This is a genomic window from Microcystis sp. CS-574 (assembly GCF_028329095.1).
GTDB lineage: Bacteria > Cyanobacteriota > Cyanobacteriia > Cyanobacteriales > Microcystaceae > Microcystis > Microcystis ichthyoblabe_A.
Genome location: NZ_JAQMSY010000115.1, coordinates 1 through 24,622, shown reverse-complemented (window position 1 = coordinate 24,622; position 24,622 = coordinate 1). Strand labels below are relative to the sequence as shown.

General features: G+C 42.8%; 26 protein-coding genes. 19 read left to right on the top strand and 7 right to left on the bottom strand.

Annotated features, from left to right (window positions below; translation table 11 throughout):
* On the bottom strand, nucleotides 1-394 hold a 394-nt coding region (locus PN470_RS09440), incomplete at its 3' end, for an RNA-guided endonuclease InsQ/TnpB family protein (protein WP_272104395.1).
* Between the two features lie 449 nt (nucleotides 395-843).
* Here PN470_RS09440 and PN470_RS09435 point away from each other — a divergent pair.
* The 6 genes from PN470_RS09435 to lepB all read left to right on the top strand — a co-directional run bounded on the left by PN470_RS09435 (nucleotide 844) and on the right by lepB (nucleotide 5,175).
* Nucleotides 844-1,365 carry a photosystem I assembly protein Ycf3 gene (locus tag PN470_RS09435; protein ID WP_016515872.1) on the top strand — a complete coding sequence of 174 codons (522 nt, stop codon included), beginning with the start codon at nucleotides 844-846 and terminating at the stop codon, nucleotides 1,363-1,365.
* Nucleotides 1,366-1,517: 152 nt separating this feature from the next.
* The gene (gene gatC, locus PN470_RS09430; protein WP_002754904.1) at nucleotides 1,518-1,814 is read left to right on the top strand and encodes an Asp-tRNA(Asn)/Glu-tRNA(Gln) amidotransferase subunit GatC; all 297 of its coding nucleotides are present in this window, start codon (nucleotides 1,518-1,520) and stop codon (nucleotides 1,812-1,814) included.
* 94 nt (nucleotides 1,815-1,908) lie between these two features.
* Nucleotides 1,909-2,310 (top strand): phosphomannose isomerase type II C-terminal cupin domain, encoded by a 402-nt coding sequence (locus PN470_RS09425; protein WP_002738428.1) that lies wholly within the window; start codon nucleotides 1,909-1,911, stop codon nucleotides 2,308-2,310.
* Nucleotides 2,311-3,004: 694 nt separating this feature from the next.
* Nucleotides 3,005-3,376, top strand: coding sequence for a hypothetical protein (locus PN470_RS09420; protein WP_272104393.1), 372 nt, complete (start codon nucleotides 3,005-3,007; stop codon nucleotides 3,374-3,376).
* Nucleotides 3,377-3,769: 393 nt separating this feature from the next.
* The gene (gene mazG, locus PN470_RS09415) at nucleotides 3,770-4,603 is read left to right on the top strand and encodes a nucleoside triphosphate pyrophosphohydrolase (protein WP_130758306.1); all 834 of its coding nucleotides are present in this window, start codon (nucleotides 3,770-3,772) and stop codon (nucleotides 4,601-4,603) included.
* Nucleotides 4,603-5,175 (top strand): signal peptidase I, encoded by a 573-nt coding sequence (lepB, locus tag PN470_RS09410; RefSeq protein ID WP_002754900.1) that lies wholly within the window; start codon nucleotides 4,603-4,605, stop codon nucleotides 5,173-5,175. Before mazG ends, lepB begins: the two co-directional genes overlap by 1 nt.
* Nucleotides 5,176-5,188: 13 nt before the next feature.
* Here lepB and PN470_RS09405 read toward each other — a convergent pair whose 3' ends face one another.
* On the bottom strand, nucleotides 5,189-5,677 hold the full coding sequence (locus PN470_RS09405; RefSeq protein WP_271935223.1) for a universal stress protein: 489 nt from the start codon (nucleotides 5,675-5,677) through the stop codon (nucleotides 5,189-5,191).
* 18 nt (nucleotides 5,678-5,695) lie between these two features.
* Between PN470_RS09405 and PN470_RS09400 the strand changes: the two genes are divergently transcribed.
* Nucleotides 5,696-6,103 (top strand): hypothetical protein, encoded by a 408-nt coding sequence (locus PN470_RS09400; RefSeq protein WP_271935225.1) that lies wholly within the window; start codon nucleotides 5,696-5,698, stop codon nucleotides 6,101-6,103.
* A gap of 55 nt (nucleotides 6,104-6,158) precedes the next feature.
* Nucleotides 6,159-7,013 (top strand): prephenate dehydratase, encoded by an 855-nt coding sequence (pheA, locus tag PN470_RS09395; RefSeq protein WP_271935227.1) that lies wholly within the window; start codon nucleotides 6,159-6,161, stop codon nucleotides 7,011-7,013.
* Between the two features lie 41 nt (nucleotides 7,014-7,054).
* On the opposite strand, the gene PN470_RS09390 is transcribed toward pheA, so the two are convergent.
* Entirely contained in the window at nucleotides 7,055-8,983 is a 1,929-nt protein-coding gene (locus PN470_RS09390; protein ID WP_272104390.1) for a sensor histidine kinase, read from the bottom strand.
* Nucleotides 8,984-9,074: 91 nt separating this feature from the next.
* On the opposite strand from PN470_RS09390, the gene PN470_RS09385 reads away from it, so the two are divergent.
* Together PN470_RS09385 and PN470_RS09380 are read left to right on the top strand one after the other, a co-directional pair.
* A complete protein-coding gene (locus PN470_RS09385; RefSeq protein ID WP_272104387.1) occupies nucleotides 9,075-9,755 on the top strand; it encodes a RibD family protein in 681 nt (226 codons plus the stop codon).
* 255 nt (nucleotides 9,756-10,010) lie between these two features.
* A complete protein-coding gene (locus PN470_RS09380; protein WP_069474503.1) occupies nucleotides 10,011-11,201 on the top strand; it encodes a GNAT family N-acetyltransferase in 1,191 nt (396 codons plus the stop codon).
* Nucleotides 11,202-11,229: 28 nt separating this feature from the next.
* On the opposite strand, the gene PN470_RS09375 is transcribed toward PN470_RS09380, so the two are convergent.
* Nucleotides 11,230-11,814, bottom strand: a complete 585-nt coding sequence (locus PN470_RS09375) for a tRNA-(ms[2]io[6]A)-hydroxylase (protein ID WP_272104385.1) — start codon at nucleotides 11,812-11,814, stop codon at nucleotides 11,230-11,232.
* 132 nt (nucleotides 11,815-11,946) lie between these two features.
* Between PN470_RS09375 and glyS the strand changes: the two genes are divergently transcribed.
* The 4 genes from glyS to PN470_RS09355 all read left to right on the top strand — a co-directional run bounded on the left by glyS (nucleotide 11,947) and on the right by PN470_RS09355 (nucleotide 17,302).
* Entirely contained in the window at nucleotides 11,947-14,079 is a 2,133-nt protein-coding gene (gene glyS, locus PN470_RS09370) for a glycine--tRNA ligase subunit beta (protein ID WP_272104383.1), read from the top strand.
* Nucleotides 14,080-14,238: 159 nt separating this feature from the next.
* A complete protein-coding gene (locus PN470_RS09365; protein WP_024969902.1) occupies nucleotides 14,239-14,628 on the top strand; it encodes a hypothetical protein in 390 nt (129 codons plus the stop codon).
* An 83-nt stretch (nucleotides 14,629-14,711) separates the two neighbouring features.
* Nucleotides 14,712-15,785: a magnesium chelatase ATPase subunit I gene (bchI, locus tag PN470_RS09360; RefSeq protein WP_016516601.1), complete on the top strand. Its 1,074-nt coding sequence runs from the start codon at nucleotides 14,712-14,714 to the stop codon at nucleotides 15,783-15,785.
* A gap of 428 nt (nucleotides 15,786-16,213) precedes the next feature.
* Nucleotides 16,214-17,302, top strand: coding sequence for a glycosyl transferase (locus PN470_RS09355; RefSeq protein ID WP_193978159.1), 1,089 nt, complete (start codon nucleotides 16,214-16,216; stop codon nucleotides 17,300-17,302).
* Nucleotides 17,303-17,819: 517 nt separating this feature from the next.
* On the opposite strand, the gene PN470_RS09350 is transcribed toward PN470_RS09355, so the two are convergent.
* Nucleotides 17,820-18,701 carry a universal stress protein gene (locus PN470_RS09350; RefSeq protein ID WP_016516599.1) on the bottom strand — a complete coding sequence of 294 codons (882 nt, stop codon included), beginning with the start codon at nucleotides 18,699-18,701 and terminating at the stop codon, nucleotides 17,820-17,822.
* Nucleotides 18,702-18,834: 133 nt separating this feature from the next.
* Nucleotides 18,835-19,035 (bottom strand): NblA/ycf18 family protein, encoded by a 201-nt coding sequence (locus PN470_RS09345; RefSeq protein WP_002739006.1) that lies wholly within the window; start codon nucleotides 19,033-19,035, stop codon nucleotides 18,835-18,837.
* A gap of 565 nt (nucleotides 19,036-19,600) precedes the next feature.
* Between PN470_RS09345 and PN470_RS09340 the strand changes: the two genes are divergently transcribed.
* Both PN470_RS09340 and rpiA read left to right on the top strand, forming a co-directional pair.
* Entirely contained in the window at nucleotides 19,601-20,131 is a 531-nt protein-coding gene (locus PN470_RS09340) for an RNA recognition motif domain-containing protein (protein WP_002738382.1), read from the top strand.
* Between the two features lie 72 nt (nucleotides 20,132-20,203).
* Nucleotides 20,204-20,914, top strand: a complete 711-nt coding sequence (rpiA, locus tag PN470_RS09335; protein WP_002738940.1) for a ribose-5-phosphate isomerase RpiA — start codon at nucleotides 20,204-20,206, stop codon at nucleotides 20,912-20,914.
* Nucleotides 20,915-21,406: 492 nt separating this feature from the next.
* Here rpiA and PN470_RS09330 read toward each other — a convergent pair whose 3' ends face one another.
* Nucleotides 21,407-22,135, bottom strand: a complete 729-nt coding sequence (locus tag PN470_RS09330) for a GDSL-type esterase/lipase family protein (protein ID WP_193978155.1) — start codon at nucleotides 22,133-22,135, stop codon at nucleotides 21,407-21,409.
* A gap of 230 nt (nucleotides 22,136-22,365) precedes the next feature.
* On the opposite strand from PN470_RS09330, the gene PN470_RS09325 reads away from it, so the two are divergent.
* The 3 genes from PN470_RS09325 (at nucleotide 22,366) to PN470_RS09315 (ending at nucleotide 24,193) form a co-directional block, all read left to right on the top strand.
* Nucleotides 22,366-23,259, top strand: coding sequence for a methylenetetrahydrofolate reductase (locus PN470_RS09325; RefSeq protein ID WP_272104379.1), 894 nt, complete (start codon nucleotides 22,366-22,368; stop codon nucleotides 23,257-23,259).
* Nucleotides 23,260-23,376: 117 nt separating this feature from the next.
* Nucleotides 23,377-23,685: a hypothetical protein gene (locus PN470_RS09320; RefSeq protein WP_002759516.1), complete on the top strand. Its 309-nt coding sequence runs from the start codon at nucleotides 23,377-23,379 to the stop codon at nucleotides 23,683-23,685.
* Between the two features lie 22 nt (nucleotides 23,686-23,707).
* Nucleotides 23,708-24,193, top strand: a complete 486-nt coding sequence (locus tag PN470_RS09315) for a GNAT family N-acetyltransferase (RefSeq protein ID WP_002791932.1) — start codon at nucleotides 23,708-23,710, stop codon at nucleotides 24,191-24,193.
* Nucleotides 24,194-24,622: the final 429 nt, after the last annotated feature.

Sequence of the window (24,622 nt, the reverse complement as noted above, 5' to 3'; positions counted from 1 at the left end):
GTTCTGTGCATTTGGCTAAATAGATTTGTTTGTCTTTAAATTTAAAAGCAGACTTAGTAAATTCGGCACTTCCTCCTTGATGTTTTTTCTTAAAGTTAGGATACTTAGTACGACCAGCAAAGAAGTTAGTGAAAGCTGTTTGTAAATGTCTTAACCCTTGTTGTAAAGGTACACAGCTTACCTCATTGAGAAAGTTTAATTCTTCTTGCTTTTTCCAATCGGTTAGCATTGAAGAAGTTTGAACATATCCTACTCTTTCTTGTCTTTCGTACCATGCTTGTGTTCGTTCGTGGAGAGCTTTATTGTAAACTAATCTTACACAGCCCAATGTGCGCCGCAATAGCGACTCTTGTTCGGGTGTTGGGTAAAATCGGTAAGAATAGGCTTTTTCCATGTCTCACATTTTAGCATATATTTCGTAAATGTGCTCATATTTAACAGTAAAGCCGTCGTAGAACGACGGGGTTTCAGACCCAAATTTTCGATGAAACCAATCTACTCACTTAAAGCAACCAACAGGGAGAAATCTAGATATTAGGTAAAGTTACGTCAATGGTCGTTGGAGCAATCAATAAGGGTGGCAGCGAAATTCAAGGAACTGTAGCCCGTCCCTAGCAGATTTGACATTTTCTCAATCGGGACACAAGGGATAAAAACTTAGTAAGGGCCATAATTACCCCTTGCCAAGGGGAATTTTTTGACTGGAAAACCAATGTTCGCCGTTGGGGCAGCCAAGATCCCTTCAATGGAACCTGTGGCCAGAAAAATTGGAAAAACAGCCCTGGGGTTTCTCGCGAGTGCTATAAAGGAAATAGTCATTTTGATCGCCTACTCGTCCTAACTATGCCACGCACTCAACGTAACGATAATTTTATTGATAAATCCTTTACCGTCATGGCGGATATCATTTTAAAGATGCTCCCCGCCGATAAAAAAGCCAAGGAAGCCTTTGTTTATTATCGCGATGGGATGTCTGCCCAAGCTGACGGTGAATACGCCGAAGCCCTCGATAATTACTATGAAGCTTTAACATTAGAAGAGGATCCTAATGATCGCAGTTATATCCTCTACAATATCGGCATTATCCACGCTAGTAACGGCGAGCATCAAAAGGCCTTAGAATACTACGAAGAAGCTATCCAACTTAATCCCAGAATGCCCTCCGCCTTGAATAATATCGCTGTTATTTACCATTTTCAAGGGGAAAAAGCCAGAGAAGACGGACAACAGGCCGAAGCAGAAGCACTCTACGACAAAGCGGCAGAATACTGGAAACAAGCCATCCGATTAGCCCCCAATAACTACATTGAAGCCCAAAACTGGCTGAAAATTACCGGGCGCTCGGAAATTGATGTTTTCTTTTAAATTGAGGAGTCGCTCGTCGGTCGTTAGGAGACGGGAGACGGGAGACGGGAGATTATTTTTATTTATTCTCCCCACACTCCACACCCCACACCCTACACCCCACACTCCACACCCCACACCCTACACCCTACACCCTACACCCCATTTCTCCCATGATCGATCGAGCTACAGTTGAAAAAATCGCCCATTTAGCCCGTTTAGAGATTACCAACGCTGAAGAAGAACAATTTGCGGGGCAATTAAGCGGGATACTGGATTATTTCGAGCAGTTAAGCGAATTAGACACGGAAAATGTGCCACCCACCACGCGAGCGATCGAAATTCAAAATATTACTCGCGCTGATAGTAATAGACTTTATCGCGATCACGAGGTCTTAGTGCAGGAATCGCCGGCCCCGGAAGGAGATTATTTCCGGGTTCCCCGTATTCTCAACAGCGACGAAGAGTGAATCAGTGAGCAGTTGATCACTGACTTAGATGCCATCTAGGATTTTTGCTGCTATCTTGGACTAAGATCAGACCTAGCAATGGAGACATAATATAATGATCGCAGCCCAAGATGTGGCACCATTTCAGCTTATTTCGAGCGTAGAATCGGCGGCAACAGAATTTAGGCCCTGGGGTTCCTTCACCACCCTAGAAGAGGGTCCCGGTTATAAAATCAAGCGGATTGAAGTGAATCCGGGTCATCGTCTCAGTTTACAGATGCACTACCATCGCAGTGAACATTGGATTGTCGTTTCGGGGACGGCAAAAGTCACCTGTGGAGATAACGAGGAAATTCTCGGTGCTAATCAGTCCACCTATGTGCCGCAGTGTACCGCTCACCGTCTGGAAAACCCCGGGGTAATCAAATTGGTATTAATTGAAGTGCAGAATGGGGAATATTTAGGAGAGGATGATATAGTGCGTTTTCAGGATGATTATGCTCGTCACCAGAGCTAAGACTGCTTTTAGGGGGACAGAAAGGCAAGAAACTATATTTTCGCTCCAAAAACCTTTTTAGTTTAGTCTGTCTGACTGTCTTCCCTGCTGTCAAGGCTTGTCAATTTCTAGAAAAATTTTCTTTTCGGGCCAGGTAGCGGTTTTCCTCATGGGCAGAAAAATAAACTTCCCCTAGACCCTGTGTGGGAAGCTTGAGGAAAGCTGGGCTAGGGGAAATAATTTATTCCTTTGCTGGATTAACTTTAGCATATAACTCTCATTTGTCAGGACTATAACAGCCGGATGTCAATTCTGTGACAAGTGCGAGTTTTCAGTTTACTGATTGCTGGTGACTGATTACTGGTTACTGTCGTCCACCTATTTTCTGAGAATTCTAGAGGTACTTGTAAAGATTTGTTACAAAGAGACGCGGAAAAATCTGAGGACAGGGAGACAAGAAAGGATTATCGACGGGGATCAAGGATTTTAGTAGGAAACTGGATTGGGGATCAAGGGAAACCGATTGTAAAGTTTTCGATACCTCTTGGCGATTTTTGTAATAGTTCGATACATATAACATAGATGATCGGCGATGATTGTAAATTTATATTGCGAATAGCTCATTTTCTTCGGTGTTTTTCCTATACTGGTTTTCATCAACTTTGAGCCGACGTGCAGAAAAGTTAGACCACCAAGTTTGTAAGAGGTCAGGAAGATGCAATTAACCGCAAGAAATAACTGGGGCCACGTTTCTTTAGCAATGCTAAAAAGCTTTCTTCTCTGGAGTTTCGTCCTCACTGTCTGTTTATTAGTAGTGGGATTTCCTTTAGTAGTATTAATGATGACAGTGGGGGCATTGTCTGCGATTATCTTACAGTCAGTTTTACCGGTTAGTTCCGTGCTTTTAGTGGCAGGAATTATTATTGGTATTAACATTTTGGCTATCCTAATTATTGCCGCTTTGTTAGCAGCAAAAGGTGTTCATCCCCATGAAGTTAGCTGGCTGCACTGGTTACACGGTGAGGTAAAAACCTCTCATCAAGCTGTTTATGCTTCTTGTCCCCTAACTTGCGGGATGATTCATTAAATCTGATTCTCTTACAGCGGAATTGCTTACCTTTTTTCTATTTAGATTTATTTAAGTTTTCAACTGCCTTATCGGTTGATTATACACACTCCAAGCTAGTGCAACCCGGTGAAACCGGGTTTTTTCATTGTTATTGAGCTAAAGCAGTTATCTGAATGGTGAGGTACGAAGTTTTCGTTTTGGGGGGTAGGTCTTCAATCAAATTAGGTTAAACTTCATCTATTATGAGAAAAGCTGTGACTGAATATTAGGAAGATAGGGAGATGAGAGCTTTTTTGCTGTGATCGGTAAACAGTGATTAGTGAACTGAAAACTCACATCTGATAACTGATAACTGATAACTGATAACTGATAACTAACTGGTATAATGGGCGAGAAAACCGGAAAAAATCGATGTCTAGCCTTCCAGAAACCGACAATCCCAGTTACAAGGCCATCTTAGCGGCATTAAACCATTTAATCAGCGTTGTTGCCCGTTTACGAGACCCAGAAAGCGGCTGTCCTTGGGATTTAGCGCAAACCCCGGAAACCCTAATTCCCTACGTTATCGAGGAAGCTTATGAGGTGGTAGCAGCGATTAAAAGTGGTGATAAAACTGCCATTGCCGAGGAATTAGGCGATTTACTGCTACAGGTGGTTTTACAAGCTCAAATTGCCAGTGATGAGGGTAATTTTAGCCTAGAAGAAGTGGCTAGGGGCATCACTGATAAATTAATTCGTCGTCATCCCCACGTTTTTGGGGAGCTATCCCTAGAAAATCCCGAACAGGTGCGTCAAAATTGGGAGAAAATCAAAGCTGAGGAAAAAAATGACCCGACTATTAGCGGCAAATTAACCCGTTATGCCCAAACTTTACCACCCTTGATCGGGGCGATGAAAATTTCTCGGCAAGCAGCGCGAGTCGGTTTTGATTGGGAAAATATCGCGGGAGTCTGGGAAAAATTTGGCGAAGAGTTGGCAGAATGGCAAGAGTCCCTAGAATCGGGCGATAAAGAGCATCAACAGGCCGAATTAGGCGATTTACTCTTTACTATTGTCAATCTTGCTCGCTGGTATGATTTAGACCCCAGTATCGCTTTACAAGAGACTAATCTGCGTTTTATTCAACGTTTTTCCCTAGTGGAATCCGTGGCAGAAAAGCCTCTCCATGACTATACACTAGAGGAATTAACAGTTTTTTGGCAGCAAGCGAAAGCTAAGTTAAACCAACCATCATCTGGGCAATAATGCAAGAGCAAGAAATTAATAAGGACAAATCCAAGAGTTTTTGGGCTTCTATTCGAGAAAATCTGCAAATTATCACTATAGCTTTAGTTTTAGCCCTATTGATCCGCACTTTTGTGGCTGAACCTCGTTTTATCCCCTCTGATTCTATGTTACCCACTTTAGAACAGGGCGATCGCTTAGTGGTGGAAAAACTTTCCTACGATTTCCATCCCCCTCGACGGGGGGATATCGTCGTCTTTGAACCGCCGGCACAATTACAATTACAGGGATATCAAAAGGACCAAGCTTTTATTAAAAGAGTGATTGCCACCCCAGGGGATGTGATTGCTGTCAAGGAGGGCAAAATTTATCTGAATAATCAACCCTTGGCAGAGGATTATATTCTAGAATCCCCTCAATATAATTTAATGCCTTTGCTCGTGCCAGAAAATAACTTATTTGTCATGGGAGATAATCGCAATAATAGCAATGACTCCCATATCTGGGGGTTTTTACCGGAAAATAACGTGATTGGTAGGGCGGTTTTTCGCTTTTTTCCTTTTAATCGTTTGGGGATTTTAGGGGGGGAATAGCTAACAGGAATTTTTAGTCCTGAGAATGTTGAACAATTAAGACGGAACAGGGGGCATGATGGAGAACATAATTACTCACACTACCTAAGAATAACTCTCCTAGACCCGATCGCCCACGCCGACCGATAACAATTAAATCAATATTTTCCTCTCGCGCCACTTTACAGATAGTTTTGGCGGCATGACCATAAATTTGCCGGTATTCTCCCTTTACACCCATTTCTCCCGCTTGATTAGCTCTTTTTTGCAACATTGCCAACCCTTTCTGCTCAAATTCTTCCCATTGTTGCCGCCAAAAATCGAGAGTCAGATCATTGCCCTGGGCGGGGTAAATATCGGCTAAGTTGGGTGGAATCGGTAAAGGGCTATAATCTTCTTCAGGGGAAAGGACGTGCAGTAGTAGGAGGTTAGCTTCATACTTACTGGCTAAGGATACAGCCTGTTTAAAGACACTCTCCCCCATCTCTGACAAATCTACTGCTATCAAGATTTTTTGATACATTTTTCAGCCTCTGCAACCATGCCTTATTTAACGGAATCCGACGCTATTAGGAATGCGATCGATCACTTTTGCCATTTTCCCATTCTTTGGTTAGATACGGAAGTAGCCGATTACGATAGCAAGACTCCCCGTTTGTCTCTGATTCAAATTCTTGCTGATTCCACGGACTTAACGGGTGAGCGGGTGACAATTTTGGATGTTCTCGATCGACCGGACCTGATCGATTATTTTATCACTAAAATCCTGTTGGTTGACCGGATAGAAAAGGTTTTGCACAATGCTACTTATGATTGTAAATTTTTGGGCGGTAAAAGCAAAGTTAAAAAAATTACCTGTACCCTAGAGTTAGCTAAAAAGGTTCCCTACTATATTGCTCCCTTACCCAATTATCAACTGAAAACGCTGGCTGAATTAGGTTATACTTGATATTTATGAGAAAGGCTGTAATAGCTAGAAAAAATTGCTTGCGGGGATAATCTAAATGACTGTAAAGATCGCTTATCTGGGGCCAGTGGGAACCTATTCAGAAACAGCCGCTTTAGCATTTGCTAACAGTTTACCACCCCAGCCTCATCAATTAATACCCTATCCTAGCATTGCCCTGGCCCTGCGATCGGTTGTCCAAAATCAGGCCGATTTAGCAGTGGTTCCGGTGGAAAATTCCACCGAAGGAAGTGTGGTAATGACTCTTGATGCTTTATGGCAATTACCCAGGTTACAGATTCAACAAGAATTAGTTTTACCGATTTCCCATGCACTTCTATCTCCTCAACAATCGCTAACAGAAATTAAAACCGTTTATTCCCATCCCCAAGCTTTAGCTCAATGTCAAAAATGGCTAGAAAATAATTTACCTAACGTGCCGATTATTCCCACCAATTCTACCACAGAAGCGATTCAAATTCTCGATCGAGAGGCTAATTCGGCCGCTATTGCTTCCCCCCGAGCAGCAAAACTCTATCATGTACCAATATTAACACAGCCAATTAATGATTATCCCGATAATTGTACCCGTTTTTGGGTAATGGCTTTAACTTCCTATCCTCAAGGAGAGCGAATGTCCCTCGCTTTTCAAGTTTTAGATCAACCCGGTGCTTTAGTCAAACCTTTAGAAGTTTTTGCCAAACGTCAGCTTAATTTATCTCGGATTGAATCGCGACCAACTAAACGATCTTTAGGGGAATACATATTTTTTATTGATCTAGAAATTAATCTGGATCAACAGCATTTAATCGCAGAAACTTTAGAAGAATTAACAAATTATACCGATGCGATAGAGGTTTTTGGTGCTTATCAGGTGGTTAATTTACCCGTAGAAAGTTTAGAGGAATTATAAACTAAATTCCTCATAAATTACAGTAGTTAAATAGAGATATTTTAGCTTTTAAGAGAAGGAAGAATCGGCAAAGATGAGTTTTCCTCTGGTGGAGTAAAATCAAGCTTTCTTTCCCCCACCAGAGGAAGAATAATTTCTACAGTTGTTCCTAAACCTTGACCTTGACTAGAGATAGTAATATCTCCCCCCATTATTTTCATAAAATTCTTAGAAATAGCTAATCCTAAACCCGTACCGCTAAATTTTCTAGTTGTGGAACCATCAATCATCACAAAAGGACGGAATAATTTTAATTGCTGCTGGGGGTCGATACCGATTCCTGTATCGATTATAGTGATAATAGCCTGTGGATATTCTAAGTGAGTTATCAGAGAAATAGTTCCCGTCTCGGTAAATTTAATTGAGTTAGAAATAACATTCAAAATTACCTGTTTTAATTTAGTGGGATCAGCATAGACTATCGGATTTTCTGGACAGAAAAGCAAATTTAATTTTAAGTGCTTACCCTGCAGCGATGCTGTTTGTAAATTAATAACTTCATTGATAATTTGGTGTAAATCTACTGGTTCAGGATTAACGGAAAGTTTGCCTGCTTCTATTTTAGCAATACTGAGAATATCATCAATAATTTCCAAAAGATGTACGGCTGCCTTATCCGCTTGTTGCAAATATTCTTTTTCCTCCTCTTCACTGTTACAAAATCCATCCATAACGCAACGAATTGAGCCAATAATACCATTGAGAGGGGTGCGTAATTCGTGGGAAGTATTCGCCAAAAATTGGTTTTTTAATTGATTAGCATTTTCCGCTTCTTGCCAACTCTTAACTATTTCCTCTCCCCAAAGACGTAAACGTTCGAGCATTTCCTCTAGGGACGAGGCTAACTGATTAATTTCTCTAATATTAAAATTTTGTGGTCTAATCTTTTGGGAAGGAATTTTCTGAATATTTAAGGCATAATCTCGCAGTTTTTCTAAAGGTCTAGCTAAATCCCTAGCAATAAGTACAATAGCTACTAAATAAGCTAATAATAAACCAGAAATTAGATAAAAAATTGCCTCCCAAATTTGTTGTAGAGGAGCCAGAGCTTGGGAGAGAGAACTAATGGCTAAAACTACCCATTTTTGGGATGATTCTCCCGTAACTGGACTGGGGAGGGAACTGTAACCAGCGACTAATTCTTTGCCATATTTCTCGAAAGAAAATAAATGGAGAAATCTCCGTCGACCTCTAACAGCATTATCGATGATCAGATTGAGACGTTCCGCATCAGCTTCTTGACTGATATGGCTACCAATGCGATGAAAATAGGGATGAGCGAGAATAATGCCATTTTCAGAAATAACCACGGGATAACCTGACAAAGAACCGCGTAAAACCTTCTCACCATAAAGTAGAGAAGTTTGTAAAATCAGACCAGATTGTAATTGTCCTTGATTGTCGTAGATGGGAACGGCAAAGACTAATTCTAATTGACGATTGTTATGGGGAGATTTAATTAGAAATTTTCTAGGTAAACTTTTAACTAAAATATTCTCGATATTCCTGGCAAAGCTATTTTGTTTTTCTGCCCATCTTTCCAGAGGCAAAATTTTGAGGGTTTCTGGTTCACAGGCTCGATTTAATAAAGGTTTCTTGGTCTTAATATCAATTAATTCCACACAGTTAATCTGATTAGGAAGCATCGCTGTTAATTGTTGTAAAAAAGCTTCTTTTTCGGCTAAGGTTCCCTGTTTTAAAACCAGACTTTCCCCCGCAGTGATCAGATTGGCCCGCAAAAGTTGAATTGATTGCTCAATATTGTCTGCTTTTCTGATGGCACTTTCGGTGAGATTTTGACGGGCCGTTTCCAAAAAAGCCGATCGCGCCTTACGATAGGTAACATAAACCCCCATTAGTAGTACAGGAACACTAACCAGGAGTAAGCGAGAGAGCAGAATACGACGAAAGGAGGATTGACCGATAGACATGGGCGGAAATTGGTTTGATTCTTGCTATCAAACTCCAGACTATACTAGCCTATTCACCAATCGGACCTGGTGATATCCCTCATCATTTACTATGAATCATCCTCACACCACCGTTATTTTAGCCATGAGTGCCGATGGTAAAATTGCCGACACCTACCAGTCAGCGGCCAGATTTGCCTCTGCTACCGATAAAATGCGTCTAGAACAACATTTATCCCGCATGGATGCCGCTTTATTCGGTGCTAACACCCTGCGCGCTTATCACACCAGTCTTCCTATCCGTCATGGCGATTTTCTCGCTTATCGTCAACAACGGGGATTATCCCCGCAGCCGATACAGATCGTTTGTTCTCATTCGGGACTGCTTGATCCCCAGATGAAATTTTTTCAGCAGCCTTTTCCTCGCTGGTTAATCACGGCAGCGGAAAAAGTGGTGGCATGGGAAAATCGGGGTTTATTTGAGCTTGTCTTAGTCTGCGGTGATTGGAAGGCTATTTTTAGTCAATTTACCGCCCTAGGTATCAAAAAACTGGCGATTCTGGGAGGAGGTGAATTAATTGCCTCTCTTTTAGCTGAAGATTTAATCGATGAAATCTATCTAACCATTTGTCCTTTGCTGTTAGGAGGCAATAAAGCGGCAACTCCCCTGGGAGGAACTGGATTTCTGGCAGATTCTGCCAGAAAATTACGACTTTTGAGCGTGGAAACCGTGGAAGCCGAAATTTTCCTACATTATTCCCTTGAACGAGATTGCCACAAATCTCAAAACTAGATTACCTTAAATAGGGTCTGCTGAAAAAGTTTGTTGGTGGGGGCAGGGTGTGGGGTGTAGGGTGTAGGGTGTAGGGTTTTACTGATTTTGAGATACTCAGTTACCTAATTTTCAGGGAAAAAGTCCCGGAATTTTACCCCTGATCACTCCCAGTCCGGTACTTTTTGATTGACAAAAAGTCTAAAAGTCTTACCCAACAAGGGTTTTAGATTTATTCAGCAAACCTTAAATAAAAAGGTTGACTTATCTTGTCCCATGGTAGAACAGCTTAAACCACAATATTCTGTCGCTTGGATTGATAAAATGAGTGAGATTTCCCAACAAAAATGGGATGCTCTCGCTCAACCCCTAACTACTCCCTTTCTAGAGTGGGAATGGTTACATAATATCGAAACTTCTGGCAGCGCTACGGGACGGACGGGGTGGCAACCTGCTCATCTAACAGTTTGGTGCGGTGCTGAGTTAATTGCCGCCGCTCCTTTGTATATTAAAAGTCATAGTTACGGTGAATTTGTCTTTGACCACCAATGGGCAGATCTTTCCCATCGTTTGGGGATTAGGTACTATCCGAAACTGTTAGGAATGACCCCTTTTACTCCGGCGGTAGGTTATCGTTTTTTAATTGCTCCGGGGGAAAATGAACTGGAAATTACTGCTTTAATGATAGCGGCTATTGATCATTTTTGTGATCAAAATAATCTGTCGGGTTGTCATTTTCTTTTTGTGGATCCCCAATGGCGAATTTTAATGGAAAATTTGGGCTTTACTCCCTGGTTACACCATAGTTATATCTGGAATAACAAGGGTTTTCAAAGTTTTGAAGATTATCTGACGGTTTTTAATGCTAATCAACGCCGCAATATTAAACGGGAACGGAAAGCGGTTACTAATGCGGGGTTAATTATTAAAACTCTGGCTGCCGAAGAAATTCCCCATCATTTATTCCCGTTAATTTATCGGTTTTATAGCAGTACCTGTGATAAATTTTACTGGGGAAGTAAATATCTGACACAGAAATTTTTTGAACAATTATATCCGAATTATCGTCAGCGAGTGGTTTTGATTACTGCCTACCAAAATGAAAAGGATACTAAACCGGTGGGTTTATCTTTTTGTATTCGCAAAGATACTAATCTTTATGGTCGTTACTGGGGCAGTTTTCAAGAGTATGACTGTTTACATTTTGAAGCTTGTTACTATCAACCGATCGATTGGGCAATTAGTCAAGGTATTACCATGTTTGACCCGGGTGCGGGAGGACAACATAAAAAAAGACGGGGTTTTCCTGCCACTGCTAATCATAGTTTACACCGTTTTTATCATGGCAAAATGACTCAAATTCTCCGCAATTATATCCAAGAAATTAATCAAATGGAACAGGAAGAAATTGATGCAATCAATCAAGATTTACCCTTTTCTAAGAGAGAAATTGAGTTGAACGAGTAATTTAGATAGGGTTTGTCCTTGGGTGCAATCAACTATGAATACGAGGTTCCGGGTGCAGAGTAGTGAGAATTTCACTTTCGATCGCCGCTAGGGTTTCTAAACGTTGCTCGATCACTGTCCGTTCAAAATAATCCGCTGCTAATAGCCAATAAATACCATAATGACGCGCTTCGGAAGCCATTAAACCGTGATAAAATTTGCCTAAATCGGGATCAGGACAATATTCTCCCAATAAACCTAATCTTTCGTGGGAACGCGCCTCAATTAAAGCTGATATTAACAGAGAATCCAAAAGGCGATCGGGTTCTTGGTGACGAATCTGGGCCTTCAATTTAGCACCATAGGGGGGAGAATTTAAGGGAGCGAGGGGAATTCCCCATTTATCTAACCATTGATTGACCTGTTCAAAATGTTCTAATTCCTCTTGTGCGATCGCTGTTAATTTCCGCACGAGGGAAGCGTAGGAAGGATAACGAAACATGAGATTTAAGGCCACTCCTGCCGCTTTTCGCTCACAATGGGAATGATCGAGCAGAATAATCCCTAAATTATTAATTGCCTGTTCTATCCAATCCTCAGAGGTGGCACTGACTAATAAATTAATCTTTCCCATCGTCGCTGATTCCAATTTGCTGCCTCTTTCACCCTAACCCAAAAAGTCGAACAACACCAGTCAAAAACTAAGGACACGGCTTCTGTGATAGCCTAGATGATTGGTGAAGCATAAACACGGCCAATCAATCAGATGGATTTTTTACTTGAAGTCGGTACAGAAGAACTACCCGCAGATTTTGTCGATAGCGCGATCGCACAATTGCAGGAAAGAGTTAGCAAGAGTTTAGAGACGGAATCTCTGGACGCTACTGCTATTCAAGTTTACGGAACCCCGCGCCGTTTGGCCGTGTTAATCACAGGATTACCAAGGGAGCAAGAGGCTCGCAGCGAGGAGATCAAAGGACCGCCAGTTAGTGCCGCCTACAAAAATGGCCAAATTACCCCCGCTGGTGAGGGTTTTGCTCGAAAACAGGGAGTTAGCACCGACGCTTTCTCCATTCGTGCCACAGACAAAGGAGAATTTGTCTATATTGAAAAAACGATTCCGGGTCGTCAAACAGCCGAGATTTTAACTGAATTAATTCCCCAATGGATTACCCGTTTGGAAGGAAGACGTTTTATGCGTTGGGGAGATGGAGACTTAAGATTTCCCCGGCCAATTCGTTGGTTATTAACTTTAGTGGATGGGGAAGTTTTGCCCCTAGAATTAATTAATGGCTCTACCACTTTAACCAGCGATCGCTTAACTTTTGGTCATCGCATTCTACACCCGCAATCCCTAGCCATTAGTCACCCCCAAGCATATTTAACCAGTTTGCGATCAATTTTTGTGGAAGCGGATACGCAAGTGCGTCAACAGATAATTACTGATCAGATTACCACCCTAGCCAAAAAGCTGGAGGGAGTGGCAGAAATTCCCGCAGATTTATTGGCAGAAGTGACTAACTTAGTCGAATATCCCACGGCAATTGTCGGCAAATTTGACGATGAATTTCTGGAATTACCCCCAGAAGTAATTATTACCGTGATGGTGACACATCAGCGTTATTTCCCGGTGAAAACTCCCCAGGGTTTGTCACCCTATTTCATCACTATTTCCAATGGCGATCCCCAGAAATCTGAGATTATCTCCGCAGGAAATGAAAGGGTTATCCGCGCACGGTTAGCCGATGCCAGATTTTTCTATACTGCCGATTGTGATGAACCCTTAGATAGTTTTCTTCCCCAACTGGAAACCGTCACTTTCCAAGAAGAATTGGGAACCATGCGCGATAAAGTCGATCGGATTATGGAAATTGCCCAGATGATTGTCGAACAGTTAAATCTCGATGAACAAAGTCGCAGTGATATAGAGTCCACTGCCATGCTTTGTAAAGCGGATTTAGTTACCCAAATGGTCTATGAATTTCCAGAATTACAGGGAGTAATGGCCGAAAAATATGCTTTAATTAGTGGTGAATCGGCTATAGTTGCCCGGGGCATTTTTGAACATTATCTGCCTCGCAATGCCGGGGATTTACTCCCGGAAACAATCACTGGTCAAGTGGTGGGAATTGCTGATCGCTTGGATACTTTAGTCGGTATTTTTGGACTGGGAATGCTGCCCACTGGTTCCTCAGATCCCTTCGCTCTCCGTCGGGCTGCCAATGCAATAATTAGTATTATCTGGTCAGCCAATTTTAATATCAATCTTTTGGCATTAATTGAGCAGATAGCTAAGGATTTTGTTACCTGTCATCCCGATAAACCCAACCCAGCAAATCTGATTAAAGATTTCTTTTTACAACGTCTGCAAACTCTCTTAATTGATGATTTGAGGATAGATTATGATCTCGTTAATGCAGTTTTAGGGGAAAACGATCCAGAGTATAAGTCTCGCGCTTTAGAAAATTTATTAGATACCCGTGAACGCGCTCGCTTTTTATCCCAAATTCGTCAGGATGGTCAGTTAGCCAACATCTATGAAACCGTCAATCGCTCGACCCGTTTAGCACAAAAAGGAGATTTAGATACAACTACCCTAGAAGCCAAGGGAATCATCAATACGGAGTTATTTGAACAATCCTCCGAACCAGCATTTTATGACGCTTTAATTGCCCTAATTCCCGAAACTATCAGCGCAAGAGAGCAAAGAGATTATCAGCGTCTCGTCACTGCTTTAACGGCAATTTCTCCCGTGGTGGCTGACTTTTTTGATGGCGAAAATAGTGTGTTAGTCATGGCAGAAAAAGAACCCGTCCGTCGCAATCGTTTAAATCTCTTGGGTTTACTGCGAAATCACGCCCGAGTCCTAGCAGATTTTGGCGCAATTGTCAAGGGATAATTCAGTTATCAGTTATTTGAGTTTTCAGTTATCAGTTATCAGATTTGAGTTTTCAGTTCACTGATTACTGTTCACTCAAAACACTTCCTAATTCATAATTCATAATTCATAATTCATAATTCATAATTCATAATTCATAATTCCCCACTGATAACTGAAATGGCCGATTTTGAACTACAGCAACAGGTCAAAAGATTACATCGACTGACGGTATGGGGTCGTTGGTTATTTGTGTTGGGTTGTTGGTTAGTGATTGGTTCGGCGAGTTTATGGGTTTTATGGGATGATATAGCCTTAATGCGGCAGTATTTTACTTGGACAGCCCTTAGATACGCTTTAGCTTTCAATTACTGGCCTTCTATCGGTCTAGCCTTTTGTCTTGCCATTACAGGAGCAGTGTTAGTCTGGCAAAGTCGCAACATTATTTTAGGACTTTCCCCCAGAGAAAAACTGCGCTTAGAGCAACGGGTGCAGAAAATTCAGGCCAAAGGGCCGGGTCATCCCCTCTGGCGCTGGATCTTAAAAAGCAGGGAAAAAGACTTACAATGATAAAGCTTTGCTGAAAGCTGACGGCTAGAACCCCCACTAGATATAATTCTTTACGCAACAACTCTTGACTTTTGAATCCACTTATGACCGTGACTCCCCAAGCTCCTCCGAAAACTCGCCGCGTGGTTTTTCCCTTCACCGCTATTGTCGGCCAGGAAGAAATGAAATTATCCCTAATGCTCAACGTCATCGACCCCAAAATTGGCGGGGTGATGATTATGGGAGATCGAGGTACGGGAAAATCGACCACAATTAGGGCTTTAGCCGACCTTTTACCAGAAATTGACGTAGTTGCTAACGATCCCTTTAATTCTGACCCCAATGATCCCGATTTAATGAGCGATGAGGTGCGGCAAAGGGTGGACGAGGCCATTCCCTTGACCATTGCCAAGAAAAAAGTCACTATGGTAGATTTGCCCCTCGGTGCGACGGAGGATCGGGTCTGTGGCACGATTGACATCGAAAAGGCCCTGTCAGAAGGGGTAAAAGCTTTTGAACCCGGTTTGCTGGCCAAAGCTAATCGCGGCATTCTCTATGTGGATGAAGTCAATTTACTTGACGACCACCTCGTCGATGTGCTATTAGATTCGGCCGCTAGTGGTTGGAATACGGTGGAACGGGAAGGAATTTCCATCCGTCACCCGGCCCGGTTTGTTTTGGTGGGATCGGGCAACCCAGAAGAGGGAGAATTGCGCCCACAACTGCTCGATCGCTTCGGAATGCACGCCGAGATTCACACCGTCAAAGAACCACCTCTACGGGTCAAAATCGTGGAACAGCGTGCGGAATTTGATGGCAATCCGATCTCGTTTTTAGAGAAATACAACTTAGAACAGGAAGAACTGCAAAGAAAGCTCGTGGAGGCCCAAAATCTTTTGCCTTCCGTGGAGCTTGATTATGAGCTGCGGGTGAAAATTTCCGAGGTTTGTTCCGAGTTGGACGTGGATGGATTGCGCGGCGATATCGTTACCAATCGCGCCGCTAAAGCTCTGGCCGCTTTGGAAGGACGGACCACTGTGACGGTAGATGATATCCGTCGGGTAATTGTTCTCTGTTTACGTCACCGTTTGCGGAAAGATCCGCTAGAATCGATCGATTCTGGTTATAAAGTCTTGAAAGCTTTTAATCGCGTCTTTGGATTAGAGGAAAATTCCTAAACCCCACTTCACCCTCTCCCCGAAGAGAGGGTTTTTTAGGCTCTTCGTTACTTGTTATGGTTCGATAGGGTGGCATAAATAAACTAAATCCTTATCTGGCAAGAGATTTAATTGATTAGTTCGCTCTAGATCAAAAACAATTGACAAAAATCGCCAAACGTTTTTCTCTATAAGGGTTCCGTCCCTTATAACCCGCGTACATTGCATAACACAAACCGAAGAACCGTTTTTTAATAGCCAAAAGTGATGAAAGCATTATTTTGACCAATAACTGGGAGAATTTTAATCGCTTTTTTGCTTTTTACCTTTTACTTAGATATTACAGCCTTTCTCGTAAAGATAAAGTATAATCTGACAGGGCATAGTCTCGGAGTCGACCGTCTCCCCAAAACGAAAACTTCGTATCTCACCATTAAGATAACTGCTATATGTCTCGTCCTGTTGTTTATTTTGCCGTTACTAATCATGGTTTTGGCCATGCCGTCCGCAGTGCTTCGGTAGTAGCTAATATTATTGAACTTAATCCCGAAATTTTGCCGATATTAGTCACCACGGCCCCGCGCTGGTTATTAGATTCCTATATATCCGGAGAATATATTCAAAGACATCGGGGGTTTGATGTGGGGGTAATCCAATCGGATAGTTTAACGATGGATAAATTAGCTACTAAAGAAAAATTAGAACAAATAATTGCTCAATCAAGGGCAATTATTGCCAGTGAAGTTAATTTTATTAAAACTAATCGTGTGGGTTTAGTTGTAGCCGATTTACCGCCTTTAGCGGCACTAATTGCCAAAAGTGCGGGGCTTCCTTGTTGGATGATCGGTAACTTTGGCTGGGATTTTATCTATCGTGATTGGGGTGAAGAATTTGCCAGTATTAGTGATTGGATCAGTCGTTGTTATAATCAATGTGATCGCTTATTTAAACTGCCTTTAGCAGAAGCGATGACAGCATTTCCTCACATTACAGAAGCAAATTTAACCGGGGGTACACCCCGCTACAGTGAAGAACAATTGCGACAGGAGTTTAAGCTAAATGCCCCTAAAGAAAAAACTATTTTATTGAGTTTTGGGGGGTTAGGATTAGAAGCAATTCCATATAATAATCTCGCCAGTTTTCCCGATTGGCAATTTATCACTTTTGAAAAAAACGCGCCCGAATTGCCCAATTTAGTCCGCTTACAGGATAAACTAGATCGGAGCTATCGTCCCGTGGATTTTATGCCCCTGTGCGATCGAATTATTTCCAAACCGGGATATAGTACCTTTGCCGAGGCTTTAAAATTAGAGGTGCCGATTGTTTCCCTAATTCGAGAAGGTTTCGCCGAATCAGCGATTTTATTGGCTGGAATCCAAGATTATAGTTATCATCAAATTATTAGCAGTGAAGAATTTTTTCAAGGTAATTGGGACTTTTTACGCCAAGCCCCCCAACCGCCACGATTAAAGGTTAAACTGCCTAAAGATGGTGCAGAATCGATAGCGAGAGCTATCGTAGAATACTTTGAGAGGTAATAGTAATGATTAACTTAGCCAATTTAACCTCTGATTATTAAGTAGGTAGGCATTAAAAATTATCAGACACCCCCCTTATCAAGGGGGGATTAAGGTTAGGGGCAGGGTAGCTCAGAGGCAAAATCCATCTTCAATTTAATTATAACTACTTAGGGTCTGCTGAAAAAGTTTTTCCTGGGGGTAGGAGTCAGGAGTCTCCGAGTCAGTAGCCGGTCGTTTCAGGCTTTGTTGCCCTTGTTTTTTGTACCAAGCGATGTACTACAAGAAGGATAATGCAAGGTTTGTGAAAGTCCCAATCCTATTTTCGCAGCATGAACATCGGACTTTAACAGGTCAAAAGCTTTATTTTAAAAGGGTTTTACCATTATTCAGCAGACCCTACTTACTTAAGTTAATTTCCTCCAAATTTTTGCGGCTCTCTTGTCTTTTTTGTGATAGGTTTTAGCGCTCGAATCTGTCTTCCTCTCTCTGTCCTTTGTACCTTTGTGGTTTATCCCCAAGAGAGCCTTTTTCCAGTCTATCCCTTCGGTGAGAAAAATAAGAGCGGAAACCACAGTTGATGAAGAATATCTTCATTAATCCGACGTACGGCTAACCATTCCAACATATTAGAACGATGGCAGGTGGCCACTGCGATCGCACTGATATCATTTTCTTCTGCTGCCGTCAAAACTTCTAATACAGGTGTTCCTGATCGCACTTGGCTCTTTACTTGCAAACCGAGTTTTTCTAGTCGCGCTTGCACCGCTTCTAATTCCCGACGAGCATCATTAAAACGGTATTCGGTGACACCGGGATCGCGACTGATATTTTCTACTACCCGGAGGAGAAGACATTGCTCAAAAGAGCCGGGGGCGCGGATTTGAGCGTATTTTTCTATCTGTTCAATTAGATAAATTGCGTCGGGACTGCCATCGTAGGGAATTAATAAATGTTTCCAGAGATGCTGACAGCGCAGGGCCAATTCATCGTGAGTATAAACTGATAATAATTGCGGTCGGAAAATCAGCAGCGGAATATCGGTAATACCTGCGATCGCTAAACTGGTACTACCGAATAATTTTTCTTGGACAGCACCGCGCATGGGATTTCCCATCAAAATCACGTCAATAGAGTGATTAGCGAGGATTTCCCGCACGGCATCCACGGGACGACGGTTAGAGATTTCGACAATAACTGTCATACCGTCGGGAATATTTGCTAAAGCTGGAGATAATTTTTCTTTGGCCGCGTCAATTTTTGCTTGATCTACGGCAGCTAGGGTGGGTTGTTCCCAAACCGGAATACTGTGGAGGAAGATAACTTGTTTTAAGCCGCTCAGGGCTAAGTGTGGCACACAATGGACAAGACGATGGAGACCATCGAAAAGATCTGTACAGATCAAAGCGCGCTCGAACATAAATTAACCCCCAGCAGTTCGGTTATTCTTCCCTAAGAATAGCTAAAAAGGTGAAGAAATGCGCCCCGCATCCCTAGCTCGTTTCCGGAGAAACCCAGCCGGAGAAAGAGGTCGCCCGAAGGGGTGAAATGAGTTACTGGGGGGCCCAGGGATTAGAATCTAGACCCCACTGGTGTTTGAGAAAAGCTTTGTACATATTTTCTCTGACCATCATTTGTTCGTAGAGCTTGATCAGGAAGTCCTGCGCTTGCTCCTGACTCATTTTTTCTACCTGAGTCTGAAAAGAACGAATGTTGAACTGTTGTTCTAAGGAAAGTTCGATCGGTTGAGACATGGTGTTCCTCCTCAATGAAGACAGTGGTTGATCACAAGCGAGATGGGTGATTGGTATCACCTCTTTTCTTTAACTAATGTAACAAATACTTGACAAAGTGTCAATGTATCTGTAGAGAGGGTTTTGCTTTCTCCCTCCTGTTAGCTAGGATACCCCGCCGCCAAAAGCAAAGAAGCATATAATGATACATTTAGCAAGAGTTTTCATAAAATTTTGCTTACTGTGAACAAATACTTAAGTAGTTATACTTAGGCAGCCCAGAGCGAGAGAAAATATTTGACAAATTGTGGAAACATTCTGTAATAATCGAAAAGAGCGACATAAATCGGGTAAGTTGAATGGTTAGGCCTGTTAAAAGCTAAAAACGTAACCCCTAGATTCCGTCCCTCTCGTTGAAATCGTTAAGGATAGTCAAAATTGACGGCCACAGCCGCTATCGTGCAGAAACTACAAGCTTATCGCTGGGAAATATCTTCCTTAGCTCTGTTTGCCTTAAAAAAATCAGCATACAGGCAGGGAATGTCGCACAAGTTTTTACATCACCCTATACTTGGAGGAATCCATCATGTCCGTTCGTCTATACGTTGGTAATTTGCCCAAAGAATCCGTCGAGCGCGAAAAATTACAGGCGCTTTTTGCCGATGAAGGGGATACGATCACCACTAAAGTCATCAAAGATCGCAAAACCGGCAAATGTCGCGGTTTTGCCTTCGTTACCGTCCCTAGCGATGAACTAGCTGACCAGTTTATCGAAAAATACAACGGTCAATCCTTCATGGAAAACCCGATCAAAATCGAGAAAGCTCTCCCCCGCAGCAAGGGAGGTAAAGAAGAAGGAGAAGAAGCAGACGGACCGGAGGCCAGCGTAGAAACCCCGGAAAAAGTCGAAAGACCGACTCCGAAACCGACGACGGCGGCACCGCGCAAATCCAGTGGTGGTGGTGGCGGCGGCGGCAAAAAACGCAAGGCTGAACGGGGTGGCAATAATGCCCCGAAAGTTACCAGCGATGGTGACGCTTTACAGCCAGATCCCCGTTGGGCCAATGAATTGGCTAAACTCAAGGAAATGTTAGCAGCTCAGGCCACTAATCCCTAATTCCATTGACAAGAGGGCAAGGGATAGCCGATAACTAAGAGGTTCAAAACATCGCTTTTAGGAGTGTGCATCATGACAGCAATCGATCCGGTCATTCTTATGAAACAGGAGGTCGGTAAGGCCGCCGCTAATCTAGTTCAATCTAATTCGGTCGTGGGATTGGGAACTGGTTCAACGACGGCCTACGCGATCGAATATCTCGGTGCTAGACTGCAAAGCGGGGAAATCAGCAATATTGTCGGGGTTCCTACTTCTTTTCAAGCGCAGGTTTTGGCCCGGAAGTACGGAATTCCCCTCACTACCCTCGATGTCATCGTGAAGATGGATATCGCCATCGATGGGGCCGATGAGGTGGATCCCCAGAAAAATCTGATTAAAGGCGGCGGTGCTGCCCATACTCAGGAGAAAATTGTCGATAGTCTCGCCGATATTTTTGTCGTGGTGGTGGATGGCAATAAGCTGGTGGATAAGTTGGGATCGACTTTTCTTTTGCCGGTGGAAGTGTTACCCATGGCCATGACTCCGGTAATGCGGAAATTAGAGGCCCTCGGTGGTAAACCTTCCCTGCGCATGGGGGTGAAAAAAGCCGGCCCCGTGGTCACAGATCAAGGCAATTTAGTTATCGATGTTAAATTTGATAGTATCGATGATCCGGCTGATTTGGAAAGAACTATTAATAATATGCCGGGGGTTTTAGAAAATGGTTTATTCGTCGGGGTTGCTGATCTGATTCTCGTCGGTGAAATTATCGACGGTAAGCCGGTAGTCCGCGAAATTAAGTAGGCTTAATTATTCTGAAGCTAATAGTGAAACAGGCCTGCCGCCTGTTTTATTAAGTAGTTAGGTGTTAAAAACTGTCAGATACCCCCCTTAATAAGGGTAGGGCTATTTCATTCTCAAGAAAAAAGGAGAAATACGGCGAGAAACGAAATTTTAGCGACCTAAAGACAATAATTGGGAGATGCTGATTAAGCTTTTCACCATCGACAATGTACCTCGTGCGAACAGGAAACGCTATAGTCAAGCTAGTTTTTGGAAAATGACGATCAAATATAGTCTGGAAAAATTAACTTTTGATTCAGCTTTTCGAGAATTTATTGAGTCACAAATTCAGAGCAATGATTAGCAAATTCTAACCCTCAATTGACTACATTTTGAACGAGTAGCGCAATTGCCTGTTCAGCATTTTAGTAGATATGTAGGGGGTAAGTTCGGTTATATTGCCGGCTCTTCTGGTTTCTGTAACGCCGCTAGAACCACTGAGAACAGAGGAGATCACTTTTGTGCAATTCCTGTGAAAGGTTGAATAAAACTATCCACACCGACAAAGGAGGTGAGGGGCGACCAGTTTAAAATATCCTCTAAAATTGATTGATAGCCCTGGACATTGGGATGAAGTCCATCTTCCATTAATCTTTCTTGGCACCACAGATCACCCCGGTTCATCCAGAGATCAAATAAATCGAGATAGGGAATATTTTGCTCTAGACAAGCTTGTTTAGTGGTTTCCTTAAAACTATACTGATCGCCATGGTTGAAGTAAAAGCAATCTAAAAAGGGCATTTTCCGCTCATCCACGGGAATCATACCTATAAACAAAACCGGGCAAAGAGAACGGGCCCGGCCGAGTAAATGTTCAATTTGAGTTTGAAAAAGATCGTGATCGGTATAAGTACGACCATCGGGCCGGCCTAAACGGGCTGTATCATTAACACCGACGGAGAGAAGAATCAGGTCGGGGAGACGATTGCGAATTTCCCCCCTGAGACGAAATTCCTGTTCTAAACGTTCGGACACTTGTACCACTCGATCGCCGCGAATCCCCAAATTATACAGGGCATGACCGGCACTTTCCATCCACAAACGACGTAGGCGCTCGGCCCAACCGCCACCCACGGGGTCGCCATAGCCATACACAAGGCTATCACCTAAAGCGACGATTTTGAGGGGATGGGTCATGATTAGGGCTTTGTCTTTAGTAGGTAAACGAGAAAGAGTTGGCATGATCGCTCGATCGAATAGGTTGTCCTTTACACTTATAAACGGATTTGGTTAAACTGTCCGTGTATTATACTACATTAAAAATTTTTTCCTGCCAGTTAACTTATCTGATATCAGCCAAGCACTGACACCGACCAGTATAAAGCAGCGCAGCCCGATGATCATTGCTTGCCTCCGAGTCATTTCCGGGCTAAATCTACTATAAAATTTATGGTTAAAACCTAGATAAATTGATGACTACTCGTTTACAACGCGCGGTTCAAGACCGAGAATTTTTGATTACAGCCGAGATTACTCCCCCGAAAGGGGGTAATACCAGTCATATGCTAGAAATGGCCCTCTGGCTAAAAAATCGCGTTCATGCAGCTAATATTACCGATGGCAGTCGCGCCGTAGTGCGGATGTCCTCTCTGGCTGCCTCCGCTATTCTCTATCAACACGACATCGAACCCATCTGTCAAATGGCCTGCCGCGATCGCAATGTGATCGGATTACAAGCAGATCTAATGGGCGCTCATGCTTTGGGATTGAGAAATATACTAGCTTTAACTGGAGATCCGGTCAAAGCAGGAGATCACCCCCAAGCTAGGGCAGTTTTTGACCTAGAATCGGTACGTTTGTTAAAATTAATCGATAAATTAAATAAAGGTTTTGACTTTAACGATAAATCTTTACCCGATGGCTCCCTAGAACTTTTTGCCGGGGCTGCCGTTGATGTGCAGTCAAAAAGTTGGTCTGGTCTTCAACGCCGTTTTGAGCGTAAAATCGAAGCGGGAGCGCAGTTTTTTCAAAGTCAATTAGTTACGGATTTCGAGTGTCTTGATAAGTTCATGCAGCAGGTGGCCTCGCTGGCCGATAAACCGATTCTAGCGGGGATTTTTCTGTTAAAATCAGCTAAAAACGCCGTATTTTTAAATAAAAATGTGCCGGGGGTACAAATTCCCGACCATATCATTCAAAGACTCGCCGATGCAGCCCATCCCCTCGAAGAAGGCATCAAAATCGCCGCCGAACAAATAAAATTAGCCCAGCAGTTATGCCAAGGTGTCCACATCATGGCGATTAAACGGGAGGATTTAGTCCCAAAAATTCTCGACGTGGCCGGTATCCCGCCAATACATAACTGAGATGAAAAGTCAATAGTTTTTATAAAAAATTAACTTTCATTTTGACTACTGGTCTTTTGACAAGAATTCTACCCCTAACCTAGGATGGTAAGGCTCAAAGCATCTTCGGGGTTAAACATGGATTCCAATCTAGGTCAAGAAAAAGAGAATAGTTGTGGTAATTCCGGACGAAAATGGTTGTCGATCGGTATTGCCCCCACTGGTATAATTTCTATTGGCATTGTTCCCATGGGCGTTATTTCCATCGGTATTGTTCCTATGGGAATAGTTTCCATTGGAACCGTGGCCATGGGGACAATTGCGGCCGGTTTTGTGTCCATGGGACTTTTCAGTATTGGCAGCGTTGGCATGGGATTAAATAACGGCCATTTTTCCAATCTTAATTCTCCCCCTGCTGAATCCCCCCATAAACATCATCAGCATTAAAATCAAGATTTGACCAGCAATCATGAACTATTCCATCCGTGCCGCCGTTGCTACCGATGTCAAGGCTATTTTTGACTTAATTGTCGCCTTAGCGGCCTATCAAGAACTCAGCCATTTAATGACAGGAAATAGTCAAGCTTTAGGGGAGCATTTATTCGGAGAAAAACCCTACATCGAAGCATTGGTGGCGGAAGTAGAGGGTAAAATAGTCGGTTTTGCCCTATTTTTTACTAACTATTCCACCTTTATAACTAAACCGGGGATTTACCTAGAAGATATCTTCGTTTTACCCGATTATCGCAGTCAAGGTATCGGGAAAGCTTTACTAATGGCTGTGGCTAAAATTGCCGTCGCTAGGGATGCGGGACTTTTAGAATGGACTGTCTTAGAGTGGAATCAACTGGCGATCGATTTTTATGGAAAAATGGGGGCTAAGGTCTTCCAAGAGTGGCAAATTTGTCGTCTTACCGGGACAGCTTTAACCCAATTGGGTAATAGTGATAAATAAGTCAGTCCCGATGCAACAAGTTACACCGTCAAGCATGAAAATATTCTGATCCTAAATCCGGTTATTAAAAACTGATTATTTATTCCCCCTTTTGCAGGAGTTTCTTTCCTGATATGTGGCCTAGACTCAACGGATGGCCGTATTACTTCAGATCTGATTACTCAATCCAAGCTTTTGGGGGGTAGAACCCCCCAAACCCCCCGCGCATTAGTTTTTCGGTGGGATGCTTACACGCAGCCGCTGACGCATCTGTAATAATTTGAGAGTCATTTCACTCGCAGGGGTGCCTCTCCTGATATGTAGCCTATACTCAACGGATGGCCGTATGATTGACGAATTTGCCTTATTTCAGCTTCTATTTTCAAGTCAGGAGATAGGAGTCAGGAGATAGGAGATAGGAGACTTTTTTATTTATTCTCCCCACACCCC